Origin of the sequence: Bacillus sp. JJ1562, assembly GCF_036962705.1 — a bacterium.
Taxonomy (GTDB): domain Bacteria; phylum Bacillota; class Bacilli; order Bacillales; family Bacillaceae_L; genus Ferdinandcohnia.
On the sequence record NZ_JBALOQ010000003.1, the window covers coordinates 306,802 to 328,633 of the forward strand.

At 38.6% G+C, this 21,832-nt stretch carries 18 protein-coding genes; 2 read left to right on the forward strand and 16 right to left on the reverse strand.

The window, feature by feature from the left end; translation table 11 throughout:
- Positions 1–4: 4 nt before the first annotated feature.
- The 4 genes from dmpG to V7097_RS02465 all read right to left on the reverse strand — a co-directional run bounded on the left by dmpG (position 5) and on the right by V7097_RS02465 (position 4,374).
- Positions 5–1,030, reverse strand: coding sequence for a 4-hydroxy-2-oxovalerate aldolase (dmpG, locus tag V7097_RS02450; protein ID WP_335701994.1), 1,026 nt, complete (start codon positions 1,028–1,030; stop codon positions 5–7).
- A gap of 180 nt (positions 1,031–1,210) precedes the next feature.
- Positions 1,211–2,095: an acetaldehyde dehydrogenase (acetylating) gene (locus V7097_RS02455; protein ID WP_335701995.1), complete on the reverse strand. Its 885-nt coding sequence runs from the start codon at positions 2,093–2,095 to the stop codon at positions 1,211–1,213.
- A gap of 20 nt (positions 2,096–2,115) precedes the next feature.
- On the reverse strand, positions 2,116–2,892 hold the full coding sequence (locus V7097_RS02460; protein ID WP_335701996.1) for a 2-keto-4-pentenoate hydratase: 777 nt from the start codon (positions 2,890–2,892) through the stop codon (positions 2,116–2,118).
- An 18-nt stretch (positions 2,893–2,910) separates the two neighbouring features.
- Entirely contained in the window at positions 2,911–4,374 is a 1,464-nt protein-coding gene (locus tag V7097_RS02465; RefSeq protein ID WP_335701997.1) for an aldehyde dehydrogenase, read from the reverse strand.
- Between the two features lie 268 nt (positions 4,375–4,642).
- Here V7097_RS02465 and V7097_RS02470 point away from each other — a divergent pair, with 268 nt between their 5' ends.
- The gene (locus tag V7097_RS02470; RefSeq protein ID WP_335701998.1) at positions 4,643–5,578 is read left to right on the forward strand and encodes an amidohydrolase family protein; all 936 of its coding nucleotides are present in this window, start codon (positions 4,643–4,645) and stop codon (positions 5,576–5,578) included.
- Between the two features lie 166 nt (positions 5,579–5,744).
- On the opposite strand, the gene V7097_RS02475 is transcribed toward V7097_RS02470, so the two are convergent.
- The 7 genes from V7097_RS02475 to V7097_RS02505 form a co-directional block, all read right to left on the reverse strand.
- On the reverse strand, positions 5,745–6,803 hold the full coding sequence (locus V7097_RS02475; protein WP_335701999.1) for an ABC transporter permease: 1,059 nt from the start codon (positions 6,801–6,803) through the stop codon (positions 5,745–5,747).
- A gap of 1 nt (position 6,804) precedes the next feature.
- The gene (locus V7097_RS02480; RefSeq protein WP_335702000.1) at positions 6,805–8,307 is read right to left on the reverse strand and encodes a sugar ABC transporter ATP-binding protein; all 1,503 of its coding nucleotides are present in this window, start codon (positions 8,305–8,307) and stop codon (positions 6,805–6,807) included.
- A 106-nt stretch (positions 8,308–8,413) separates the two neighbouring features.
- Positions 8,414–9,397, reverse strand: a complete 984-nt coding sequence (locus V7097_RS02485) for an ABC transporter substrate-binding protein (RefSeq protein WP_335702001.1) — start codon at positions 9,395–9,397, stop codon at positions 8,414–8,416.
- Positions 9,398–9,636: 239 nt separating this feature from the next.
- Positions 9,637–10,644 (reverse strand): Gfo/Idh/MocA family protein, encoded by a 1,008-nt coding sequence (locus V7097_RS02490; protein WP_335702002.1) that lies wholly within the window; start codon positions 10,642–10,644, stop codon positions 9,637–9,639.
- 50 nt (positions 10,645–10,694) lie between these two features.
- On the reverse strand, positions 10,695–11,684 hold the full coding sequence (locus tag V7097_RS02495; RefSeq protein WP_335702003.1) for a LacI family DNA-binding transcriptional regulator: 990 nt from the start codon (positions 11,682–11,684) through the stop codon (positions 10,695–10,697).
- A gap of 314 nt (positions 11,685–11,998) precedes the next feature.
- Positions 11,999–12,523 (reverse strand): CBO0543 family protein, encoded by a 525-nt coding sequence (locus V7097_RS02500; RefSeq protein WP_335702004.1) that lies wholly within the window; start codon positions 12,521–12,523, stop codon positions 11,999–12,001.
- Between the two features lie 131 nt (positions 12,524–12,654).
- Positions 12,655–13,821 carry an LL-diaminopimelate aminotransferase gene (locus V7097_RS02505; protein ID WP_335702005.1) on the reverse strand — a complete coding sequence of 389 codons (1,167 nt, stop codon included), beginning with the start codon at positions 13,819–13,821 and terminating at the stop codon, positions 12,655–12,657.
- 194 nt (positions 13,822–14,015) lie between these two features.
- Between V7097_RS02505 and V7097_RS02510 the strand changes: the two genes are divergently transcribed.
- Positions 14,016–15,254 (forward strand): MFS transporter, encoded by a 1,239-nt coding sequence (locus V7097_RS02510; protein ID WP_335702006.1) that lies wholly within the window; start codon positions 14,016–14,018, stop codon positions 15,252–15,254.
- Between the two features lie 39 nt (positions 15,255–15,293).
- On the opposite strand, the gene V7097_RS02515 is transcribed toward V7097_RS02510, so the two are convergent.
- From V7097_RS02515 to V7097_RS02535, 5 genes are all read right to left on the reverse strand, one after another.
- Positions 15,294–15,902, reverse strand: coding sequence for a class I SAM-dependent methyltransferase (locus V7097_RS02515; protein ID WP_335702007.1), 609 nt, complete (start codon positions 15,900–15,902; stop codon positions 15,294–15,296).
- Positions 15,903–16,030: 128 nt separating this feature from the next.
- Positions 16,031–16,279 (reverse strand): M15 family metallopeptidase, encoded by a 249-nt coding sequence (locus V7097_RS02520; protein WP_335702008.1) that lies wholly within the window; start codon positions 16,277–16,279, stop codon positions 16,031–16,033.
- 549 nt (positions 16,280–16,828) lie between these two features.
- A complete protein-coding gene (locus V7097_RS02525) occupies positions 16,829–18,379 on the reverse strand; it encodes a long-chain-fatty-acid--CoA ligase (RefSeq protein WP_335702009.1) in 1,551 nt (516 codons plus the stop codon).
- A gap of 117 nt (positions 18,380–18,496) precedes the next feature.
- On the reverse strand, positions 18,497–19,786 hold the full coding sequence (locus tag V7097_RS02530; RefSeq protein ID WP_335702010.1) for an MFS transporter: 1,290 nt from the start codon (positions 19,784–19,786) through the stop codon (positions 18,497–18,499).
- Positions 19,787–19,804: 18 nt separating this feature from the next.
- Entirely contained in the window at positions 19,805–21,499 is a 1,695-nt protein-coding gene (locus V7097_RS02535) for a thiamine pyrophosphate-binding protein (RefSeq protein ID WP_335702011.1), read from the reverse strand.
- Between the last annotated feature and the right edge of the window lie 333 nt (positions 21,500–21,832).

Here is a 21,832-nt window from a genome sequence, read left to right on the forward strand (position 1 = left end):
CTCCTTAAACAAGGGACCCTTGCTTTTTTGCTGCCAATTCTGCTGCTACATCCATGATCATGTCTTCCTGACCACCGACGACATGTCTTTTTCCTAGTTCGATCAAAATATCGCGCGAGTCAATATTGAATTTTTTCGCGGCCCGCTGAGCAAAAAGCAAGAAACTTGAATAGACACCTGCATAGCCTAGGACAAGACTGTCTCTAGTAATTTCCTGTGGCTTTTCTAAAATTGGAGCAACCAATTCTTCGGCAATATCCATCATTTTAAAAATATCGACTCCCGTTTTAATCCCCATTTTATCAAGGACTGAAACAAGTACTTCCGTTTGTGTATTTCCTGCCCCTGCACCTAGGCAGCGAATACTACCATCAATTCTTGTTGCCCCTTCCTGAATCGCCGCAAGTGAATTAGCCATCGCTAAGGAAAGATTATTGTGAGCATGGAAACCAACATTAACCGTTAAAGTATCTTTAAGAGCACGAATTCTTTCCGATACTTGATGCGGCAAGAGGGCTCCAGCAGAATCAACGACATAGACTGTATCTGCTCCATAGCTTTCCATTAACTTAGCTTGCTCGACTAATTTTGCGGTCGGTGCCATATGGGACATCATTAAAAACCCGACTGTTTCAAGTCCAAGGTCCTTTGCTAAAGCAATATGCTGTGGTGCAACATCAGCCTCGGTTACATGGGTTGCAATTCGTGCCATTTTCGCTCCTAGCTGTGCCGCCTGCTTTAACTCAGGCATAGTTCCAATCCCAGGTAGTAGAAGGACAGCAATTTTCGCATTTTTTACAACGGATGCAGCCGCTTCAATTAATTCCAATTCGTTTGTTAATGATTGTCCGTATTGCAAGGACGAGCCACCTAGCCCATCCCCATGCGAAACTTCTATATAAGGAACATTTGCTTCATCTAATGCCTTGGCTACATTCGTTACTTGATCAACTGTAAATTGATGCCTGATCGCATGACTGCCATCTCTCAATGCTACTTCGGTAATTAACACATCTCTATCATGGGTCATCTCTTATTTCGCTCCTTTCCTTTTTGAGGATGTTCAAAAAATCGGCTTAAAATGACACATCGAATTTCTGCGTTGGCTTGCTTCTCCGTTCCTCACGTATTAACTGCATACGCTCCGGTACTCAAAGCTGCACCGCCTTGAAATTCTCGGTCCTTTTCACCCTCATTTTTGAACACATACTTATATAGTTACTTTCGAAATTTTATGCTGTGCCAATTCTTCTGCAACTTTCACTGCGGCTGCAGTCATAATATCTAAGTTTCCGGAATACTTCGGTAAATAATCGCCAGCCCCTTCTACTTCAATAATGACTGTTATGCGATTGTCATCAAAAATAGGCTCTTGTCTTACTCGATAACCCGGCACATAAGCTTGAACCTGCTTTTCCATTTCCTTAATGGAAGCTGTGATTTCTTCATGATTAACCGATTCACCCTCAACAATGACATGAATCGTATCTCGCATAATAATTGGAGGTTCAGCTGGATTTAAAATGATAATCGCTTTTCCTCTTCTTGCCCCGCCAATTTTTTCAATTCCGCGGGCAGTTGTTTGCGTAAATTCGTCAATATTGGCTCTCGTTCCAGGTCCTGCACTTTTACTTGAGATAGTTGCGACAATTTCAGCATATTCAACCTGTTGTACACGATTAATCGCATGAACCATCGGAATAGTTGCTTGGCCTCCGCAGGTAATCAAGTTAATATTTCCAGCTTCCACATGCTCTCCAAGATTAACAGGAGGTACGACAAATGGACCTACTGCAGCTGGCGTTAAATCTAGCACCTGCTTTCCGGCTTCTTTTAATAGTTTGGCATGACGGATATGAGCTTTCGCGCTGGTTGCATCAAACACAATATCCGCCAGTTCTGGTCTTTCTAAAAATCCTGTTATTCCGGTATCAATGGTTTCATACCCTAGTTCTCTGGCCTTTCTTAAACCATCTGATTCTGGCTCAATTCCAATAACTGTCGTTAATTCAAGTAGGTTAGACCTACGAAGCTTTAGCATAAGGTCTGTGCCAATGTTTCCTGAACCAAGAATGGCAACTTTTACTTTTGACATACGTACTCCCCCTCCCTTTTTTAGAAACGAACGCTTACCTGTCCGATGTGGGCAAATCTTGCAGTGAATGAATCACCTTCACGTGCTTCTATTGCTGCCGATAATGCACCAGATAAAATAACTTCTCCTGCCCGTAGCGGTATATCAAATTCAGAAAGTTTATTGGCTAGCCATGCAACACAGTTTGCCGGATTTCCTAATGCTGCCGCACCGACACCTGTGTTCGCTAACTCTCCATTTTTTGAAAGAATCATACCGATTAACTCAAGGTCAATATCTTCTATCTTAGTTGGCTTTCCACCTAACACATAAAAACCGGAGGATGCATTATCTGCAACCGTATCAGCGAGCTTAATCTTCCAATCTTTTACTCTACTATCTACGATTTCTAATGCAGGAACGATATACTCCGTTGCTTGAAGAACATCAAGCGCAGTCACATTCGGCCCACGTAAATCCTTCTTTAAAATAAATGCAATTTCCGCTTCCACCTTAGGCTGCAGTACTTTTTCAATCGAAATTTTTCCACCATTTTCAACCACCATGCTATCCAATAAGTGGCCGTAATCCGGTTCGTCCACCCCTAATAGATTTTGCATCGCTAAAGAGGTTAAACCGATTTTTTTCCCAACAATCTTCTGTCCTTCAGCTACCTTTTTTGTAATATTTTCAAGCTGAATATAATAAGCTTCTTTTACTGTTAGCTCTGAATCTACTGACGTTGGCGGTTCAATTCCAACGCGAGTAGATTCTGCTTCAGCCAATTGCGAGGCTAATTGTTCGATTTTATTTGTCAACGGTCTTACTCCCCTTTCTTAAAGTTTAATTGTGATATTTGACAGTTCTGAGTAAAAATCAAGACTGTGCATTCCGCCTGTTCTGCCGATACCACTTTGTTTCATACCTCCAAATGGTGTGCGAAGGTCGCGCAAGAACCACGTATTTACCCAAATAATTCCGGCTTCGATTTCGTGAGCAACACGGTGAGCACGTCTTAGATCATTCGTCCAAATGGTTGCACTTAATCCATAATGAGTATCATTTGCTTGCATGATGACTTCTTCTTCCATATCAAAAGGTGTAACAGTTACAACAGGTCCGAAAATTTCTTCTTTAACACAACGAGAATTTCGATCCAACCCAGTTATAATCGTAGGCTCTAAATAATAGCCTTTGTCAAAGCCTTCAGGACGATTTCCTCCTGTTACGAAAGTCGCTCCATCATTGCGTGCAATTTCAAGATAGCTATTCACACGGTCATAATGTTCTTTGCTGATTAAAGCTCCAACATTCGTATCTTCGTTTTCTGGCTTACCTACTTTCAATGTCTTCACTTTCTCAGAAAACTTGTTTAAGAATTCTTCATAGATTGGACGTTCTACATAAATTCTCGAACCACAAAGACAAACTTCACCTTGGTTGATAAAGCTTGATTTAATGGTCGTTTCAATAACCTCATCAAGATTGGAATCCGCAAAAATAATATTTGGATTTTTACCACCAAGCTCGAAAGATAATTTTTTCAATGAACTAGATGATGCTCTCATAATCGCCGAGCCTGTTCCCGGTTCACCGATAAAAGAAATCGCATCAACATCTGGATGCTCAGATATTGCACTTCCTGCAGAATTGGTACCGAATCCATGAACCAAGTTAACGACCCCGTCCGGAACTCCAGCTTCTTTACAAATTTCCATCAGGACTGTTGCAGTCATCGGTGTCCATTCAGCTGGTTTGATAACCGCGGTATTCCCCATTGCTAGACATGGCGCTAATTTCCAAGTAAGCAGTAATAACGGTAGATTCCATGGCTTGATAATTCCTACCACCCCCACAGGACGACGGTGAGTATAGTGCAAAGCTTTATCATCCTGTAGATTCGCATCCGTATTAACTGAAATCATATAATCAGCAAAGAAATGGAAATTATATGCTGCACGTGGAATATCAACGCTATTTGCTAACCAGAATGGTTTTCCAGTATCTAAAGATTCAAGGCGTGCTAGCTCCTCTTTTCTTTCAAGGATTAAATCCCCAATTCGACGAAGAATTTTTGAACGCTCTTCAACGGTGGTGGTTTTCCACTTTCCTTTTAAAGCTCTTCTGGCAGCAGATACTGCAAAATCGACCTCTTCCTTACCTCCCTCTGCAACAGTTCCCAAAATTTCTTCTGTGGCTGGATTGATGTTATTAAATGTTTTTTGATTTTGTGACCCAACAAATTGTCCGTTGATAAAATGCAAACAATTTATCGCTTTAACTCTTGTTTCTACTTGCATGCTATAATTCCTCCCTTTATTTAACAAAATTTTATGATAATTTATGACTGTATCGTAACCTCTATCAATTTCTTAAACAACACTGCAGTTTCTCTATGTGGAACAACTTTAAAATTAATTTCATTTTTTTGCAAAAATATTTTTCTAATAACTCTAAATATTTCTATTTTTACCTTTTCAAGCAATCACTTCTTTGCTATATTACGTACTATGGACAACGTTTACCATAGAGGAACAATCTCTAGAGCTTAATAAGGAGGAGTAGACAATGTACGATTTCCACACACATTTTATCCCGCCTGATGTCATCACATGGCTAAAGGATAATCAAAAAACAGTAAATGCAAAATGGATTCGAAAAGAAGCAAACAAAGATGAATTTTTAGTGGTAAATGAAAAATGGGGTTTTGAGCTTAAACAAGCCTTCATTGATAGTCAGCTCTATTTAAACGAACAGGAGAACGCAGGAGTATCCCATTCTGTTGTTTCACCAATTCCACAGCTTTTCTTATATGATTTTCCTGACGATATTTCATCAGAAATCTCTAACGTATATAATCGTTCTTTAGCCGATTGGACAAAAACAGCACCTCAGAAAATCTCAGCTCTTGGAACTGTCCCCCTTACGAACCCAGACAAAGCAGCACAAATTTTATACGACGGAATGAACCTAGGGCTTAAAGGCGTAATCATCGGTCCAGGCTTACCGGGTCAGATGCTATCTGATGAATTTTTCACTCCATTTTTTGAAGAAGCAAACCGGCTGAATGCCATCATTTTTATCCACCCACTTTTAGCAGAAGACCCACGTCTTAATAGAAGAATGATGCCAAACCTAATTGGAGTTCCGTGGGAAACAACGGTTTGTGCGACAGATTTCTTGTTAAGCGGAATGATTGATCGCTATCCAAATGTAAAAGTGTTATTTGCCCATGGGGGTGGCTTTCTTCCTTATCAAATTGGGAGATTGGATAAAGGATATGAGCAGTGGAAGCTTGTATCAACAAATCTTCAAGCACCTCCATCCGAGTACTTAAAACGCTTTTGGTATGATACAGTCTTATGGAATCAAGAAAGCCTCGAATTCCTATGTAAAACTGTTGGACACGACAGAATCGTTCCAGGTTCAGATTATCCATTTGATCTTTCTGTATGGCCACCAGAGGAAAAGTATCAACAGGGCGCAGTTTCTTTACTTGGATAAAATCAAAAAGACTGTAGACGAGTTTGTCTACAGTCTGAGGTACAGCATTAATATGTAAGTGATGTGCTAATATTCATGTGTACATTAAACACAGTTTTTTCGTAATTAATTTATAAAATCATACATTGTCTTGTTCTTGATTTTAATAGTAGTAAAATCTAGTACGCTACGAAGCTCTCTCTTTTTTCTGCAATAAGACAGCTGCGATTACAATAACACCTTTAAAGGCTTCCCTTAAAAACGGGGGCACACCGAAAAGATTAAGTAAATTATTCATAACGGCAATAATTAGCATACCGTAAACAGTTCCCAGGATGAAACCTCTTCCTCCCATCATATTGGTTCCACCAACAACTGCTGCAGCGATTGCATCCATTTCCATTCCTCTTCCTGCATTAGAATAATCCATGGATCCAATTCGTGAAATCTGGATAATGGCTGCAATCGAAACAAGCAGTCCCATTAGTGCGTATACACGGAGCTTAACTTTTTCGACATTAATACCGGATAGCTTTGCAGCCCTTTCATTTGATCCCACCGCAATGATGTGTCTTCCAAAGGTTGTTCTTTTTGATACATAGTAAAGTATATAGGCAATGACCGCCCAATAGACAATTGGCATAATCATGTAATTTCCAATTTTAAAGCTAGCAATCTGTAAAAATTCTACGGGAACAGTAGGATTATACCCTTGCATAAAATGCTGTGTAACACTTCTAAAGATCATCATTGCGCCTAATGTAGCAATAAATGGAGGAACATTCCCCTTTGTTATACTAACTCCAATAAGTGAACCTAAAAGGTACCCTGCTAGTAATACGAATAGAATCGTGATGATAATTGCAGGTACACCTGTTATTCCCATTAATCCTAAGAATCCTTTGGTACCCGTATCTAGGAGCATCATCGAGAATGCACCTGTAACAACCAAGGTAGATCCTACCGCTAAATCAATACCACCTGTCATAATAACAAACGTCATCCCTAAAGCAACGATAGCTGTACCTGCATTATTTCGCAAAATATTAATCCAGTTGTTGATCCATGATTGAAACCATTCCCCAAAAGAATCGTAATCAAAACCCAAAACCAACGTTTGTAAAATAATCATAATGATTAATGCAATTGCGATACTGAATAGTGGATCGTTTGACCATTTATATTTAAACCATCCAAAGAAATTTTTCTTATTTTTTATTGTTGTTTGTTCTATACTTGGCTTCATATTAACTTACCTCTCCCTCACTTAAGTCCCCACCCGTAGCAAGACTCATGATGGAATGCTCATTCATATCTTCACCAGCGACTTCTCCTTGAATGGTTCCATGGTACATGACGATTGCTCGGTCACAGACGCGAATAATTTCCTGAGCTTCACTGGAAAGAACAACAACTGCAATGTTTTCTTCAGCAAGTTTCAAGATAATGTCATAAATATCCTCTTTTGCACCTACATCAACGCCTTGGGTAGGATTGTCTAGGATAAGAAGTTTTGGTTTAGCTGCTAACCATTTTGCTAGGACAACCTTTTGTTGGTTACCTCCTGAGAGACTCGTGATGCCATCAGTAAGCTCTCCCATTTTTAATCTTAATGCTTTCCTCTGCTCATCAAAAATCTCCTGATGCTTTTTAGTATTAATCGTGCCCCGTTTTGAAAATGTAGGCCATGTAACAATTGAAGCATTTTCTAAAATGTTCATATCCTTGATAATTGCATTTTCTTTACGATTTCGTGGCAGATACGCAATTCCTTCCTTGATCGCTTTTGTAGCACTCCTTATGTTAACCTCTTTCCCATTTAGAATCATATTTCCAGATGAAATCTGACCTGCTCCAAAAATAGATTGGAAAAGCTCACTTCGACCATCTCCTAAAAGTCCTGTGAAACCTACAATTTCACCCGCTTTAATCGAAAAGCAAATATCCCTAAAGATATGACCTGACGTTAATCCTTCTACACGAAGAATCTCGGTTCCAAGCTTCTTTTTCCGAATTAATTGCTCTGTTCTTACATCATGTCCCACCATATATCTCGCAAGATCATTTGTCGTCACTTCACTTACATTTCCTTCAGACACCAAGTTCCCATCACGAAGCACGAGATAACGATTACAAATTTCCATCACTTCATTTAATTTATGTGAGATAAAAATAATACCGACATTATGCTCCTTTAATGTCCTCATCATCGCAAAGACTCTCTCAATTTCCTGGTCAGTTAAGGATGTGGTCGGTTCGTCCATAATGATGAACGCTGCATTTGCCATCATCGCCCGACATATTTCAATGATTTGTTTATAGGAAGCATCTAGGTCACGCACCAATTTATTCGGATCTAGGTCTACGTTCATTTTTTCAAACATTTCTTTTGTTTCTTGATACATTTTTTCTAAATCCAGGATACCTCTTTTGGTCTTTAGCTCACGACCAAGGAACATATTTTCATAGATTGGTAAATCATTGATTAAGTTCAGTTCCTGATGAATGAAGGCAATTCCTGCATCCTGAGACTGTGCTGGTTTGGCAAATTCCACTTGGTTCCCATCAATATGGATTGAACCAGAATCCATTTGCAATACTCCACCCAATATGTTCATTAGCGTGGACTTTCCAGCCCCATTTTCTCCAAGCAATGCGCAGATTTCACCGCCTCTTAAGGTAAAAGAAACATCCTTAAGTACATCATTGCTTCCAAAGGATTTTCGAATATGTTTCATCTCAATTATCATGTCATCACTTCCAAACCGTTAAAATCAATACAACACTCAAAAAAAAATAAAAGAGATAGGCTATAGCAGGATAGCCATAGCCTCATGATTAACGAGCTCTATTTTTTTAATAAGGTGAACCCTCGTCAAGGAATTCTTTATTATTCTCTCTGTCAACAATTGTTGTAGGAATAATGGTTTCCTTTTCAACATCTTCACCCTTTAAAACTTTAAGTGCCACATCAACAGCATCCTTAACCATAGCTGGACTGTATAGTGCAGATTGAATCCAAATATCTTCATTCTCTGGCATCATCTTAAAATATTCCTGCATTCCACCGCCACCGGTTACTACTTTTATATCTTTTCTCCCTGCTTCATTGATTGCCTGTAATACACCAATAGAGGTTTCATCATCCATGGAATAGACAGCATCAATTTTATCAAGGCTTGTTAAAATATCCGCAAAATCCTTCAAACCATCCTCTCTTGTAAACTGAGTTGCATAAGTGTGAAGTTTAATGTCTGGAGCGATATCTTCGATTGTTTCAACAAATCCCTTTTTACGCAGCTCTGAAACTGAGCCTGCAGTTGGAACCTCTAAAATAACGACATTACCTTCTTTACCGACTTTTTCAACGACGTATTTTGCACCTTGAACGCCCATATCCTCGTTGTCTCCTGCTACACGATAAACATCTTCAGCATCAATGACAATGTCAAAGTTAACAATTTTGATTCCTTCATCTAATGCACGTTGAATAGGTACTTCCATACCTTCCCATTGTGGGAACGCTACAATAGCTTCTGCACCCCAGGTCATTAAATCATCTAATTGTGAGGTCATCTCAGCTGCATTACTACTTGTTTGAATTTGGTACTCAATCTCACCGGAAAGTTCCTTAGCACGAGCTTCCGCATGGTAAGCAACTGCAGCAACCCATCCATGCGTTACAGCTGGAGCTAAAATACCAACCTTGTACTTTTTACCTGAACCTTCTCCAGAATCACCATTTGTTTTGTCTCCTGTTTGTTCAGAATCACTACACGCACTCAGGACAGGAATTAAAAGTAAAACCAATAACGATAATAAACGTAAAGCTTTTTTCATAAAAAATAACCCCCTCGTTTTTAACTAGTTATCTATTACAAAATAGAATTGAAACCAAATAACCATAAAAATTTCCTACTAGTATATAAGCGCTTTCATCTAGGAGTTTAGTAAATGTAATCCGTTACATTTATAGTATAAGATAAACAATATTCAGTCAATTGATTTTAGGTATTAATTATCATTTTCTCCAAAATTGGTATAATCTAAATTTCTCACACATTTTACATATATGAAACTTATGAGCCAAGTATTTTCTCGATTACTCTAAGAGTAGCAATTGCCTGCTCACCTGTAACAGGGGGCATTACGTCTTGAATGATTGAATCAATAAATGCATCGATCACTCCCGTATTTGTTTGGTTATCATTGGTCTGAATAGCCCCCAACTTATACTTCTTAATAGAGCCATCTTTCTTTTCCACCACCAGCGGTACATCAGGGTCATGATGGATTTTCAAGATTCCTTTTTGACAATAGATGATCGTTGAATTATCTTCCGATCCGTAATATGTCCACGAAAACGAGGCCGTTCCTAAACGCCCTTTCCTCGTCTTTAGTGCACATACAACGTTGTCGCAAACCTCAATTGGCACTCCGTTTTCATCAACTTTATCCAAAGCGCCATAGAAGGAATGAACGTCTTCAATTTCGTCATCTAATAGGTAATGGATTAAATCAATTTTATGAATTCCTAAATCACCAGCAACACCTGAGTGAGAACGTTCTTTTTTAAAAAACCAAGTAGACCTTGATTTGTTTACACCCCAGCTCTCGGGTCCTTGATGACCAAAGGTTGTTTTGAAGGTTAAAACCTCACCTAATTCTTTCTTATCTAAAATTTCTTTCGCTTTTTGGTGGGCTTTAGTAAATCGTTGGTTATGATCAACCATTAATTTCATTCCAGATTTACGTTCAGCTTCAAGGATTTTCTCAGCATATTTTACACTAATAGCTAATGGTTTTTCGCATAATACATGCTTCCCACTTAATAATGCTTTAGATGTGTGAATATGATGGGCATCGTTAGAAGAACAATCGCTAATTGCGACAATGGATGGATCATTGAGTAGTTCCTCAATCGTTTTAACAGCCCGCCCACCAAATTCATTGGCTAGGCTTTCAGCTCTTTCAAGGTTACGGTCAAAAAAGATGATTTCCTCAACATGTGGATTAGCTTGATACTCTGGGGCATGTCTGAATCTAGCGATCGAACCACAACCAATAATCCCTACTTTCATACCCACGAATGAAACCTCCCCTTTCCGTTTTTTATTTTCACTTCATTTGAAAAAAACTACCCCATCGTTGACTCGCGGATGATCAATTCATGATCTAATACAACACTTTCTACTTTCTCCCCCTGAATATGATTAATCAGCATATCTACTGCAATGCAACCCATTTTATACATTGGCTGTGAAATCGTAGTTAATGTTGGATTGGTCATGTTTGAAAAGCTAATATTGTCAAAACCAACGATTGCGACATCATTTGGCACATGTAAGCCACACCCATTAATTCCTTTTAGCGCCCCAATCGCCAATGTGTCAGAAACCGCAAAAACCGCTGACGGCTTTTCCTCTAGTTGAAACATGATCCTCATTGCTTGAACACCATTTTGAAATTCAAGTTCTTTTGATTGGTAGATCCATTCATCATTAATAGGTATATCAAATTCCTTTAAAGCTCGTTCATATCCATCTCGACGCTGTCTAGCATATAAATACTTTTCATCTGAATTAATGAGTGCGATTTTTCGATGACCTAATTTAATCAAATGCTTCACGGCCTGGTAAGCTGCTAATTCATTATTGATGGTGACATATGGGATACTTCCCCCCACTTCGTACTCACTACAAAGGATGACTGAGTAATTCTCTGCTAATTCATTCAGTTTTTGCATATTAACTGTTGGATCCATCGAAATGACTCCATCAGCCAATTTGTTCTTAACCATATTAAAATAGATGTTTTCTCGTTGTGGATTTGAATCCGTTTCACAAAGAAGAATATTGTAGTTATTGGAAATTGCGGTATTTTGAATCCCGTTTATGATTTCTGTGTAAAAGGGATTCGATATACTCGGAAGTAACACTAATAACAGTCGGCTTTCAGAGTTTCGAAGATTTCTTCCTAGCATACTAGGTTCATAATTAAGATCTTTAATCGCATTTTCAACTTTAAGTCTTGTTTTTGGACTAACAGACGTAGCATTATTAAGGACCCTTGAAACCGTTGCAACGGATACACCTGCTTTTTGAGCTACCTGCTGAATATTCGCCATTGTCGGTCCCCACTTTCAATTCTAAGATAAATTTTGTAATCGATTACAATTATTATTGTAAGTATTCTGAATATTTATGTCAAGATTTAACTACATATCTGTAATTTAACAATGTTCAATATTAATTAAGTATTATTTTTTTCAATAATAAGATGTAACGGATTACAAAATACATTTTGAGGAGAAAACTTCAACTATCACGGTAAAGGAATGTGGTGGACGTAAACATTTTAAAGGGAGAAGCTAATGAACGCCTCTCCCTTGTTGTATTATTCTTAAACGTGCACTGATGCCCTGCCTTCTCAAATGCTTTACTACCTGATAAATTTCAATGGAATTGGAAACATATTTAATAGAAAAATGATCCATATAATTGATAGCCCCCACGCTATAAGGGGTTTTTTCTGATGAAGTCTAAGCATCGGAAACATGACAAGATTAAAAAGAAGCGACCAACCCAGAGTCCATCCATGGTGATGTTCAATTAAATGGAGGTATTTCAAATTAATGAATTCCACCATTGTGAAAAGAAACACCCAAATACCAATCCAAAGCACCTTCTTCCATCTTTCTTCGGGAAAACGACCAAGATAGATAAGAACTGTTGCAGGATAGCAAACAAACATGATTAATAATGTAATAAATGTATGATTGATGAGGATATTTTTTGCAAAAATCGTTTCTTGATAGGTCCAAATCCGGTAATCATGGAATAAAAAGTTTTTTAAAAGGTCCCCTACAAAAAAGAACAAAATGGTTGGGTAATATTCTCGCCACCTTCTCCAATCGCCCCATTTTACAGCGGCCAAAAGGAATATGGCATTATAGACTAGGTGCATCTAATACACTCCTGAACATTTAGTACTTTTATTTTACCCAGTTTTTTACAATTAAATAAGACGAATCTTAAGTTCGATTCGCCTTTTTTGTTGTAGGTATTTAGGATGTGATCCATTTTATGTGCCCAAATTTATTTTAGTAGTGGGATATCCTTTAACCGTTGAACAGCCTTTTTAAGAGTACCTTCATTTTGAACAAGACCAATGCGTACAAAGCCCTCACCACTAGGACCAAAGGCATTTCCCGGAGTGACAACAATTCCCGCTTCATCGATTAAACGGTATGTAAATTCCGTTGAGCTAAACCCAGCTGGAACCTTGGCCCAAACAAACATTGATGCCTTCGGAGAGTCCACTTGCCAGCCTACTTCAGAAAGCCCGTTCACTAAAAGATCACGACGTTTCTTATATGTTGCTCGTAGGTCCTCACTAAAACTCGTGGTATCATGCAATGCAGCAATCGCTGCATTTTGAATCGGCAAAAACACTCCGTAATCAAGATTTGATTTAAGGCGGTTCACTGCTGCAATGATGTCCGGGTTCCCAACTATATATCCAATCCGACAGCCCGCCATATTAAAGCTTTTTGAAAGTGAGTTGAATTCGATTCCAACTTCCTTTGCACCTTCTACTGATAAAAAGCTAATCGGTTTTTCTTCAAAATACAACTCCGAATATGCAAAATCATGGAGTACAATAATCTGATATTTTTTCGCAAACTGGATGACCTTTTTGAAAAAGGATTCTGTTGCAAGTGCCGGTACTGGGTTACCTGGAAAGTTTAAAATCATTATTTTAGCCTTTTCTCGGACATCTTCAGGAATTGCATCCAAATCCGGTAAAAATTGAGTCTTCTCTGTTAGTGGCATGCCATAAGGAGTTGCTCCGGCAAGAGCAATGCCTGCTGCATAAGCCGTGTAACCAGGGTCTGGGACAAGGATAAGGTCTCCCGGGTTTGCAAATACCATCGGAAAATGAACAAGTCCATCCTGGGAACCCATAACCATTAAGACTTCGTTTTCCTTTTTAACGGAAACATCAAAACTTCTTGAATAGTAATCAGAAATTGCATCATGTAACTCGTCAATTCCAGTTAAAGAATATCCATATAATGAAGGATCTTGTGCATGGTTAGCTATGGCTTCGATGACAGAAGGAGGTGGAGGTAAATCCGGGCTGCCCACGCTCAAGTCAATGATATCATGTCCCGCACGAATTCTTTGCTTCTTATAGTTTGCTAGTTCATTAAAAATCGATTCCCCAAACTCGTTCATTTTTTGTGATAGTGCGATTTCCAATGCTGACACCTCATTTTTTTGAATTTCTACTATTATAACAAGATTTTGAAAGTTTGGGTTAGACTTTTACCGAAGAAAGCATTATCTCATAGACATCCTTCATATTACATGCAATAAAAAATACTATTGAAGACTGGCGTATTTATAACTGATATAATCAATACAGCATCACTTTAATGAAAAGAGGATATCATTTGGAAGAAACAAAGAACAACAATTCAGAAAAATTATGGACGAAATCATATTTTCTAACGTTTTTTTATGCCATGTCCACACAAATTTCCAATAATATGTTAATGACTGGACTCCCATTATACGCAATCCATCTAGGTGGAGATAATTCGATTTCAGGGATGCTTTTTGGTTTCTTCATGTTTGTAGCAATCCTTTTTAGACCCTATTTTGGAAAATTAATAGATGAAAAGAGTCGTAGAATTGTTCTCATTATTGGTGCAGTAGTAACGGCATTTATTACTCTTTCATACGTAGTTGCATTTTCTATTAGTCTCCTGCTAGTGATGAGAAGTTTACATGGAATAGGATTTAGTGCAACCACCAATGCTTCCGGATCCGTTATTTCGGATATTGTTCCGAAAAGTCGCTTGGCAGAAGGTGTTGGCTATTTTGGATTATCCAATACACTTGCTACTGCAATTGGACCTGCTCTAAGCATCTATCTAATTCAACAGTTTAATTATCAAACTCTCTTCATTGTGGCTGGTTTGATTGGCTTAATTTCGATTCTTTGTAGTCTTATGATTACGTATGAAAAAGACAATCAAAAAGATATCATTCAATCTTCAAAAAGGAAAAGAAAAATCTCAGAATTGCTTTATGAAAAAACAGCTCTTCCAACAGCATTAGTAACTGCCTTTGTTTATGTTGGGATGGGTGTAGCGCTAACCTTCATTCCAACATTCGCTCTTTCTTTAGGGATTAAAGATATCGGTTTATATTATACGGTATATTCTGTTGCACTCTTATTCACAAGAATTGTTGGTGGGAAATTGGCAGATAAATATGGAAGTTCATTGGTCATTATCCCTGGATTAGTCTGTATGACGTTCTCTTTTGTGGTCTTAGCCTATGCCAATTCACTAGGAGATTTCATCTTTTCAGGCGTCCTTTTTGGATTAGGATTAGGTTTCGTAGAGCCAGCTTTAAATGCTGTGATGATTAAGCTTTGTCCACCTGATCGAAGAGGTGCAGGGAACTCGACTTTTTTTACTGCCAAAGATCTAGGTGGTGGAGTCGGAGCCATTTGCTTAGGTTTTATATCCCTTCAGGCTGGATTCAAAGCGGTCTTTTTATACAGTGCTTTAAGTATTATCGTCGCGTTTTTTGCATATGTATTCATCTTGCGAAGACAATTGAAAAATGTGAAGAGAGCAGAAAGCTCACAAATCCAGGCCAGTATGAGTATAGAATCGTAGATGGAATGATTGTACGTAAAAAATCCCCCTGCAATTCTTCTACTTCACTGGCTTAGCCCAAATTAAATGAACAGCATTTAACATGTAATGCTCTGATTTAACGATGGATAGCGGAGATTCTTGCACTAACTTCAAAATATCACGATTCATATGACATCCAACTTTTTTCATATAAATAGAGTTTGTTTTATTTTGAAGCCAAGCTAAAAATGAGTTTGTGCTGATTCCATGCTCATAAAGAAGTATCTTCCCATCCTCCTTACACCAGGAAGCCATTCGCTTAAGTACCTTTTCAGGATGAGGGTATGAGCAAAGCGATAATGTGGAGATAACAGTATCATAGTTTTTTTCAGGCAGAACTATCTCTTCAACATTCCCAATCCGAAAATCAACTTCCCGACGTTGTTCCGTTGCCACGATTTTTGCTCGGTCAATCATCAAAGGACTAAAATCGACCGCGGTAACTCTTGATCGTTTCGGATAAAATTGAAAGTTCATTCCCGCTCCAACAGATAATTCCAAGATATCTCCTGTAACAGACTGTAGAAGCTTACTCCTTAGGCGAAAGTCCATATTTTTTTGTTTGGCTCTATGATAATACTTACCCGCTTGCTTATTAAATATCTCAACTTGACGTTCAATGTTCATTTTTAAACACCGCCATTTATTAGATATTAATGGATCAAACTTTTTCCGATTACAATAATTGTAAGTAATGTAAGTATTAAAAACAATGCACAAAGTAAAAAAGAGCCCTTTTTAGGAGCTCTTCAAATCTATTTTTCTACAACGCCAAGATATTCTTCTAATGTAAGTCCATGTTCTGTCATATATTTGGCATGTTCGACACCGACATAGCGAAGATGCCATGGCTCGTACATATAGCCAGTGATATCCTCTTTACCTAGTTGAAAGCGTACGATAAATCCAAACTCTGCTGCTTTCTCGGCAACCCATTGGCCTTCCACGGTTTCTCCAAATTCTTGAACAAGTTGGTTACCTACACTATCGCTTGTAACATCCATCGCTTTCTTTACTTAAGGCTATTTTTCCAATTACGACTTCCTTAATCGTAAACTTACTGAAATCACGAATGGTCCAATAAAATAAATTTGAAAGGGAGCAGCTCAATGGCTGCTCCTTTTCAATTATTTCGTATTAGCAAAAAAACCTCTGTCTTGGAATTTTTTTTGTTTGATAAACAATAAAAAATGATGAAAAATACAGTTTCCGTTTTGGCTGATCATTCTAGTTAGGTATTCTAAAAGATAGTAAGAGCTGTATAATAACAAAAGTTAAGATGAAATTTTATGACCTGTATTGTTTAATTTATGTTCCTCCGCCTAAAAGCCATTCATGAACTGATTACTGAGATATTCTCCAAAGAAACCCCAAATGTTTTCCCGTCATCTCCAGTTTCTTTATGATATTTCTTATTTACATATTAGCCTTTTTGGGACTTGCTAAGTCTGTCATTTTATAAATGGAATGAAAAAGGCAACGGATTTACCGCTACCCTATTCAGTATTGCATCCCGGAAGTTGAAGAAATGCAGCTTTTACTGTCATTAAGGTTCAATAGTTTACCATCTTCTCGGAATACTGTTCTTTTATAGTACGACGAACAATTTTCCCTGTCGGATTTTTTGGTAGCTTTTCGATAAAGTCTACCGACTTAGGTATTTTATATCCAGCCAATTTATCACGACAATAATTAATAATTTCTTGCTCTTCTACTACTTCTCCCGATTTCAACTCAACCACCGCATGCACTTTTTCACCCCAAAGTTCGTCAAATAACCCAATTACTGCAACTTCGAACACTTTTGGATGCCTTGCAATTACGTTCTCCACTTCTGAAGGATAGACATTTTCCCCTCCGCTGATTATAAGGTCTTTTTTTCTGTCTTCCAGGTAGACAAAGCCTTCCTCATCCATTCTTGCCATATCCCCTAGTGTCAACCAATCTTCTCGGTGCGCTTCGATAGTCGCTTCAGGGTTCTCCCAATACTCATCTAATAATACGTTGATACCTCTAACATAAAGCTCTCCAATCTCACCTACCGGAACTTTTTTTCCACTTTCATCCAAAAGACGAACTTCCTGACCTACAACAACTTGACCGACTGAACGTGCTTTTCTCGTCTGATCCCCCGGTCGTAAAAGGGTTACAATACCAGCTTCAGTAGCACCGTAAAATTCATATACATCTATCCCTGGGAAAAATTTAAGGGTCTCTTCTTTGGTTTTTGACATAATTGGGGCTGAACTACTCAAAAGCATCCGAAGAGAAGACATATCATACTTATTTTTAATTTTTTCAGGTAAATTCAATATCATGGTTAGCATTGTAGGAACCAACGAAGTAAAAGTAATTTTCTCTTTATGAATAATACTTAATAACTCTTCTGGATTAAAGCCTGTAGAAGGAAAGACGACACTTGTTCCACCGTTCAAAGCCATCATTTGTAAGAACCAAGTGGAATTCCCATGAAACATTGGCATAATTAACAGCACTTTATCTGTACAATTTATTCCCCCAAATTCCTTTGCGAACACAAGATGATTTGTTACCAGGTTCCGGTGAGTAATCACCGCTCCCTTCGGAAATCCCGTTGTACCAGAAGTATATCCTATTAACAGAGGATCATTTTCCCTAACATCAACTGCAGGATGATTTGATGATGAGGATTTTAACCACTCTTCATAATTAATGGCATTATCCTTTATACCTAAACCAACATATTGTGCAAGACTAGGTGTATCTTCTTTAATCTCCTCAACTAATTCAGAGAAGGATGCTTCGTATATAATCGCCTTAGCTTTAGAGTTATTAAGTACATACTTAGCTTCCGAGGCAGTAAAACGAAAATTTATCGGAACCATAATAATACCTGCCTTGGCCAAACCGTGGTGTATCTCAAGCCATTCTGCACGATTGTAAAACAAAACTGCACAACAATCCCCTTTTTTAAGTCCCATTTTCATCAAGGCATTAGCTATTCGATTAGCTCTTTCTTCTACTTCAGCATAGGTATATCTGGTTTCACCAAAAATTATTGCCGTTTTGCTAGAGTATTTTGCAGCAGTAATAGACAGTAATTTTCCAAGTGTGAATTCCATCATGATCCCCTCCTAACATTTATACTCTATCGGAAACCCGAAAACCTTTATGATTCAAGGTTTTCGGATTTTTCCCCTTACTGATAATTCAGAATTAAAAATTCACCAAGATGCTGCCTACTATGAAGGCAGTTTCATATCACTTTGCTCCAAACCTTTTCCTTTATTTGTAGAAATACTTAATAATACGGATAATAAGGCTGCAAGAAGCATTCCAAAACCAAGAATATAAAACCCAGACCCAACATTTGAACCTACACTAGCTAAGGCTACAATCGGTGGACCAATAACCCCACCAAAATTCCCAAATGTATTTATGAAACCGTTATGCGAACCCGTGTGTTCTGGGGGAATATTTTCTAAACACCAAGCCCACCACGCGCCAAATGGTTGATAAATCCCAATCGCACTTACGCACAGCAAAAAGTAACTCAAAATCGGATCATGGATAAAATAACTCATTAACAGCGCTATTCCACCTAGTGAAAGTGGCAAAATTACATATCTTCCACGTGTCATTTTTTTATCAGAAATGCGTGAATTCAAAAACATCGCAATTGCACCCAGTAGTGGCGGGATGGCACTTAACCATCCAACGGTTGTTAGTGTACCGCCGTTTATTGACTTTACCACCGTTGGAAGCCATAACCCAAATGCATATAATCCGGTCAGCCAAAATAGGTAAATTAAACCGAGAACCCACAGTCGTAATGACAGTATCGATTTTACAAAGGGTTGCTTTTTGGTAGCACCATCGTTTACTTGAATACCCCTATTGTTAAGAATGTACTCCCGTTCTTTCTCGGAAAGCCTTTTATCTTTCATGGGGTCATCGGTTAATAGGAAAATTGCAGCTACCGCCATGATTATTGGGGGTACGGCTTGTAGGAAAAACATCATTTTCCAATCCCAAGTATCTATCATCCAGCCTGCGAACGGGGACAAAATAACACTGGATAAAGGAACGGCTAATAGAAATAATCCAGAAATTTGTGCACGTTCATTGACCGGAAACCATTTAATTGTCAAAACCATGAATGAGGGCCACATAGCACCTTCTGCCAATCCTAGCAAAAACCTTACTGTTACTAAACTTTCCATTGACTGTAGGAATCCAGTCAAACCACTAAAAACCGCAAATAGCGTCGTTGCAAAAATAATGACCCACTTTGCACTAAATCGCTGAGCGATCCACCCTCCCGGCATTTGCGTAAGGATATAACCCCAAAAGAACGCCGACAACAATAAGCCCATTTCTCTAGAGGAAAGACCTAAGTCATTAGTCATGCTTGGTGCGGCCATTCCGATGTTCGAGCGATCTATAAAGGCAAATAAATATACTAGGAACAAGAACAATCCTATACGGTACCATCTCGTTTTTGGTATTTGGTTTCCTAATTTTGATTGCATACTACTCCCCCATAATAGTTATTTAGTAGCAGTTTTATAGTTTATAGCTTGCTCCTCTGGAATTGTGGCAAGACCCCTTGCCAAGTCGGGAGAAACGACAGTACTATCCGTTTCTACATTAACCAGTGCTGGGACCCCGGCTTGGATGGATCTTTGTAGAGCAGCTGGTAGTTGCGACAGCTCTGTTACCCATTCTCCATGTCCCCCAAATGCTTCCATGATTAAGTCGTAGCGTGTCGAATTTAACGTAGTTCCAACTGTGTATTCTGGACCATAGTCTAATTCCATTGCTTTTCTTTCAATATTCCAGCCGGCATTGTTGCTAACAACGATCACGATTGGAATTTGGTGTCTTATCGCAGTATCTAATTCCGCTAAGGTAAACCCTAATGAGCCATCACCCGTTACCAATATGACTGGTGATTCGGGACGGGCAATTTTGGCTGCAATAGCTGCGGGAACGCCAATACCAATTGTGCCTAATGCTCCTGGATCTACATAATGTCCTGGCAAGTCACGACCAAATGCAAGTCTGCTATAGGAAAGAATATCTCCTCCATCAGCAACAATGGTTGTATCCTTCGTCACAAACTTATTTACTTCGTAACAAAGACGAAGTGGATGAATTGGCGAATTTGTCAATTCAGCTGTTTGCTTTTCCAATTTTTCCCTGTTACTCTGATCCTTTGTTTGCAGCTTCTGAACCCATGAAGTAAACTGTTGAGATACATCAGGTCCATCTTGTAATGCCGTATCCAGCTCCATGACGAATTTTCGAACATCACTAAATACAGGCACATCAATTGGACGAGTTCTGGCGATTTCAGTTGGATCCGTATCTACCTGAACGAATATAGAATCCTTTGAGAACCTTGGCTCTAAACCATAACCTAAAATAAAGTTAAGTCGTGCACCAAGAATAATAACAACATCTGCATTTGCCATTGCAAGTGATCGAGCTGCTCCTATATGTAATGAGTGTGTATCTGGAAATACACCTTTGTTTAGAGATGTCGTCAAAACCGGTACTCCATGACGCTCTGCAAAATCAATCAATGCTTGGTGAGCACCAGAAAAGAACGTACCACCTCCGGCAATGATTAAAGGTCTTTCTGCATTCTGTAGAATGGATGCAACTTTTTGGACAGACGACAGTTCAGGAGCTGGAGGGTCGACAACTAAAGTTTCGCTTACCTGTTCCAACCACTCTGGGTCTGCCTCTGCTTTAAACACACTTGTCGGAAAATCTAAAAATACAGGACCTGGCTTCCCACTACTAGTTGTTTGAAATGCTCTGTTTACCCACATAGGGATTTTCTTCGAATCCAAAATAAGCTCTGCAAATTTTGTGATTGGTTTCATGATGCCTACTTGATCAACTTCCTGCATGGCCCCCATTCCCATTTGAGGAATAGGTGAATGTGCTCCAATTACAATCATTGGTGTGGCGGCCTGAAAAGCTGTAGCGACGCCGGTTGTTGTGTTTGTTACCCCAGGACCAGCCGTAGCTAATATAACAGCAGGCTGCCCAGTAAGACGGGCCCATGAATAGGCCATATAAGCGGCAGCTTCTTCATGCCGTACATCGACAATACGGATTCCATAGTCAATCAACGCCTTGTATACGAAACTAATGTGTCCACCATTTAGCGAAAAGACCTGTCGTACTCCCTTTTTATAGAGAGCCGCAACAAGTAGCTCAGCTCCATTCATTCGTTTTCCCTCCAAAGTTTATAATTAATATTACATTGATAACAAATTCTGGTTCGATTTATAAACACTTTTCAATTTTCAATACCTACGTTTTTATCAATTGTGACTTACATGAAGATTCACCTCCCTACAAGTAAATACCTGCTTATCCAAGCATTCTTTTTTACCCTTAACTAACAGTAAAATTAAACTTGATTTTCTTACCTCTTATATATACTTGTAAATTTAGGTCCGCTATTTTTTGTGAATTTCGAGTTTTCCGATAATTTACGCCATAAAAATACTTTGATGTGTGAGTAAGTTTCTCATCGTTGCGGTTTACTCCTTTGTAAA

What these genes read in the sequence shown, in the direction of transcription:
- dmpG (WP_335701994.1), bottom strand. Translation starts at nt 1,030, where the DNA reads ATGACCCATGATAGAGATGTGTTAATTACCGAAGTAGCATTGAGAGAT.
- V7097_RS02455 (WP_335701995.1), bottom strand. Translation starts at nt 2,095, where the DNA reads ATGTCAAAAGTAAAAGTTGCCATTCTTGGTTCAGGAAACATTGGCACA.
- V7097_RS02465 (WP_335701997.1), bottom strand. Translation starts at nt 4,374, where the DNA reads ATGCAAGTAGAAACAAGAGTTAAAGCGATAAATTGTTTGCATTTTATC.
- V7097_RS02470 (WP_335701998.1), top strand. Translation starts at nt 4,643, where the DNA reads ATGTACGATTTCCACACACATTTTATCCCGCCTGATGTCATCACATGG.
- V7097_RS02475 (WP_335701999.1), bottom strand. Translation starts at nt 6,803, where the DNA reads ATGAAGCCAAGTATAGAACAAACAACAATAAAAAATAAGAAAAATTTC.
- V7097_RS02480 (WP_335702000.1), bottom strand. Translation starts at nt 8,307, where the DNA reads ATGATAATTGAGATGAAACATATTCGAAAATCCTTTGGAAGCAATGAT.
- V7097_RS02485 (WP_335702001.1), bottom strand. Translation starts at nt 9,397, where the DNA reads ATGAAAAAAGCTTTACGTTTATTATCGTTATTGGTTTTACTTTTAATT.
- V7097_RS02495 (WP_335702003.1), bottom strand. Translation starts at nt 11,684, where the DNA reads ATGGCGAATATTCAGCAGGTAGCTCAAAAAGCAGGTGTATCCGTTGCA.
- V7097_RS02500 (WP_335702004.1), bottom strand. Translation starts at nt 12,523, where the DNA reads ATGCACCTAGTCTATAATGCCATATTCCTTTTGGCCGCTGTAAAATGG.
- V7097_RS02515 (WP_335702007.1), bottom strand. Translation starts at nt 15,902, where the DNA reads ATGAACATTGAACGTCAAGTTGAGATATTTAATAAGCAAGCGGGTAAG.
- V7097_RS02520 (WP_335702008.1), bottom strand. Translation starts at nt 16,279, where the DNA reads ATGGATGTTACAAGCGATAGTGTAGGTAACCAACTTGTTCAAGAATTT.
- V7097_RS02525 (WP_335702009.1), bottom strand. Translation starts at nt 18,379, where the DNA reads ATGATGGAATTCACACTTGGAAAATTACTGTCTATTACTGCTGCAAAA.
- V7097_RS02530 (WP_335702010.1), bottom strand. Translation starts at nt 19,786, where the DNA reads ATGCAATCAAAATTAGGAAACCAAATACCAAAAACGAGATGGTACCGT.
- V7097_RS02535 (WP_335702011.1), bottom strand. Translation starts at nt 21,499, where the DNA reads ATGAATGGAGCTGAGCTACTTGTTGCGGCTCTCTATAAAAAGGGAGTA.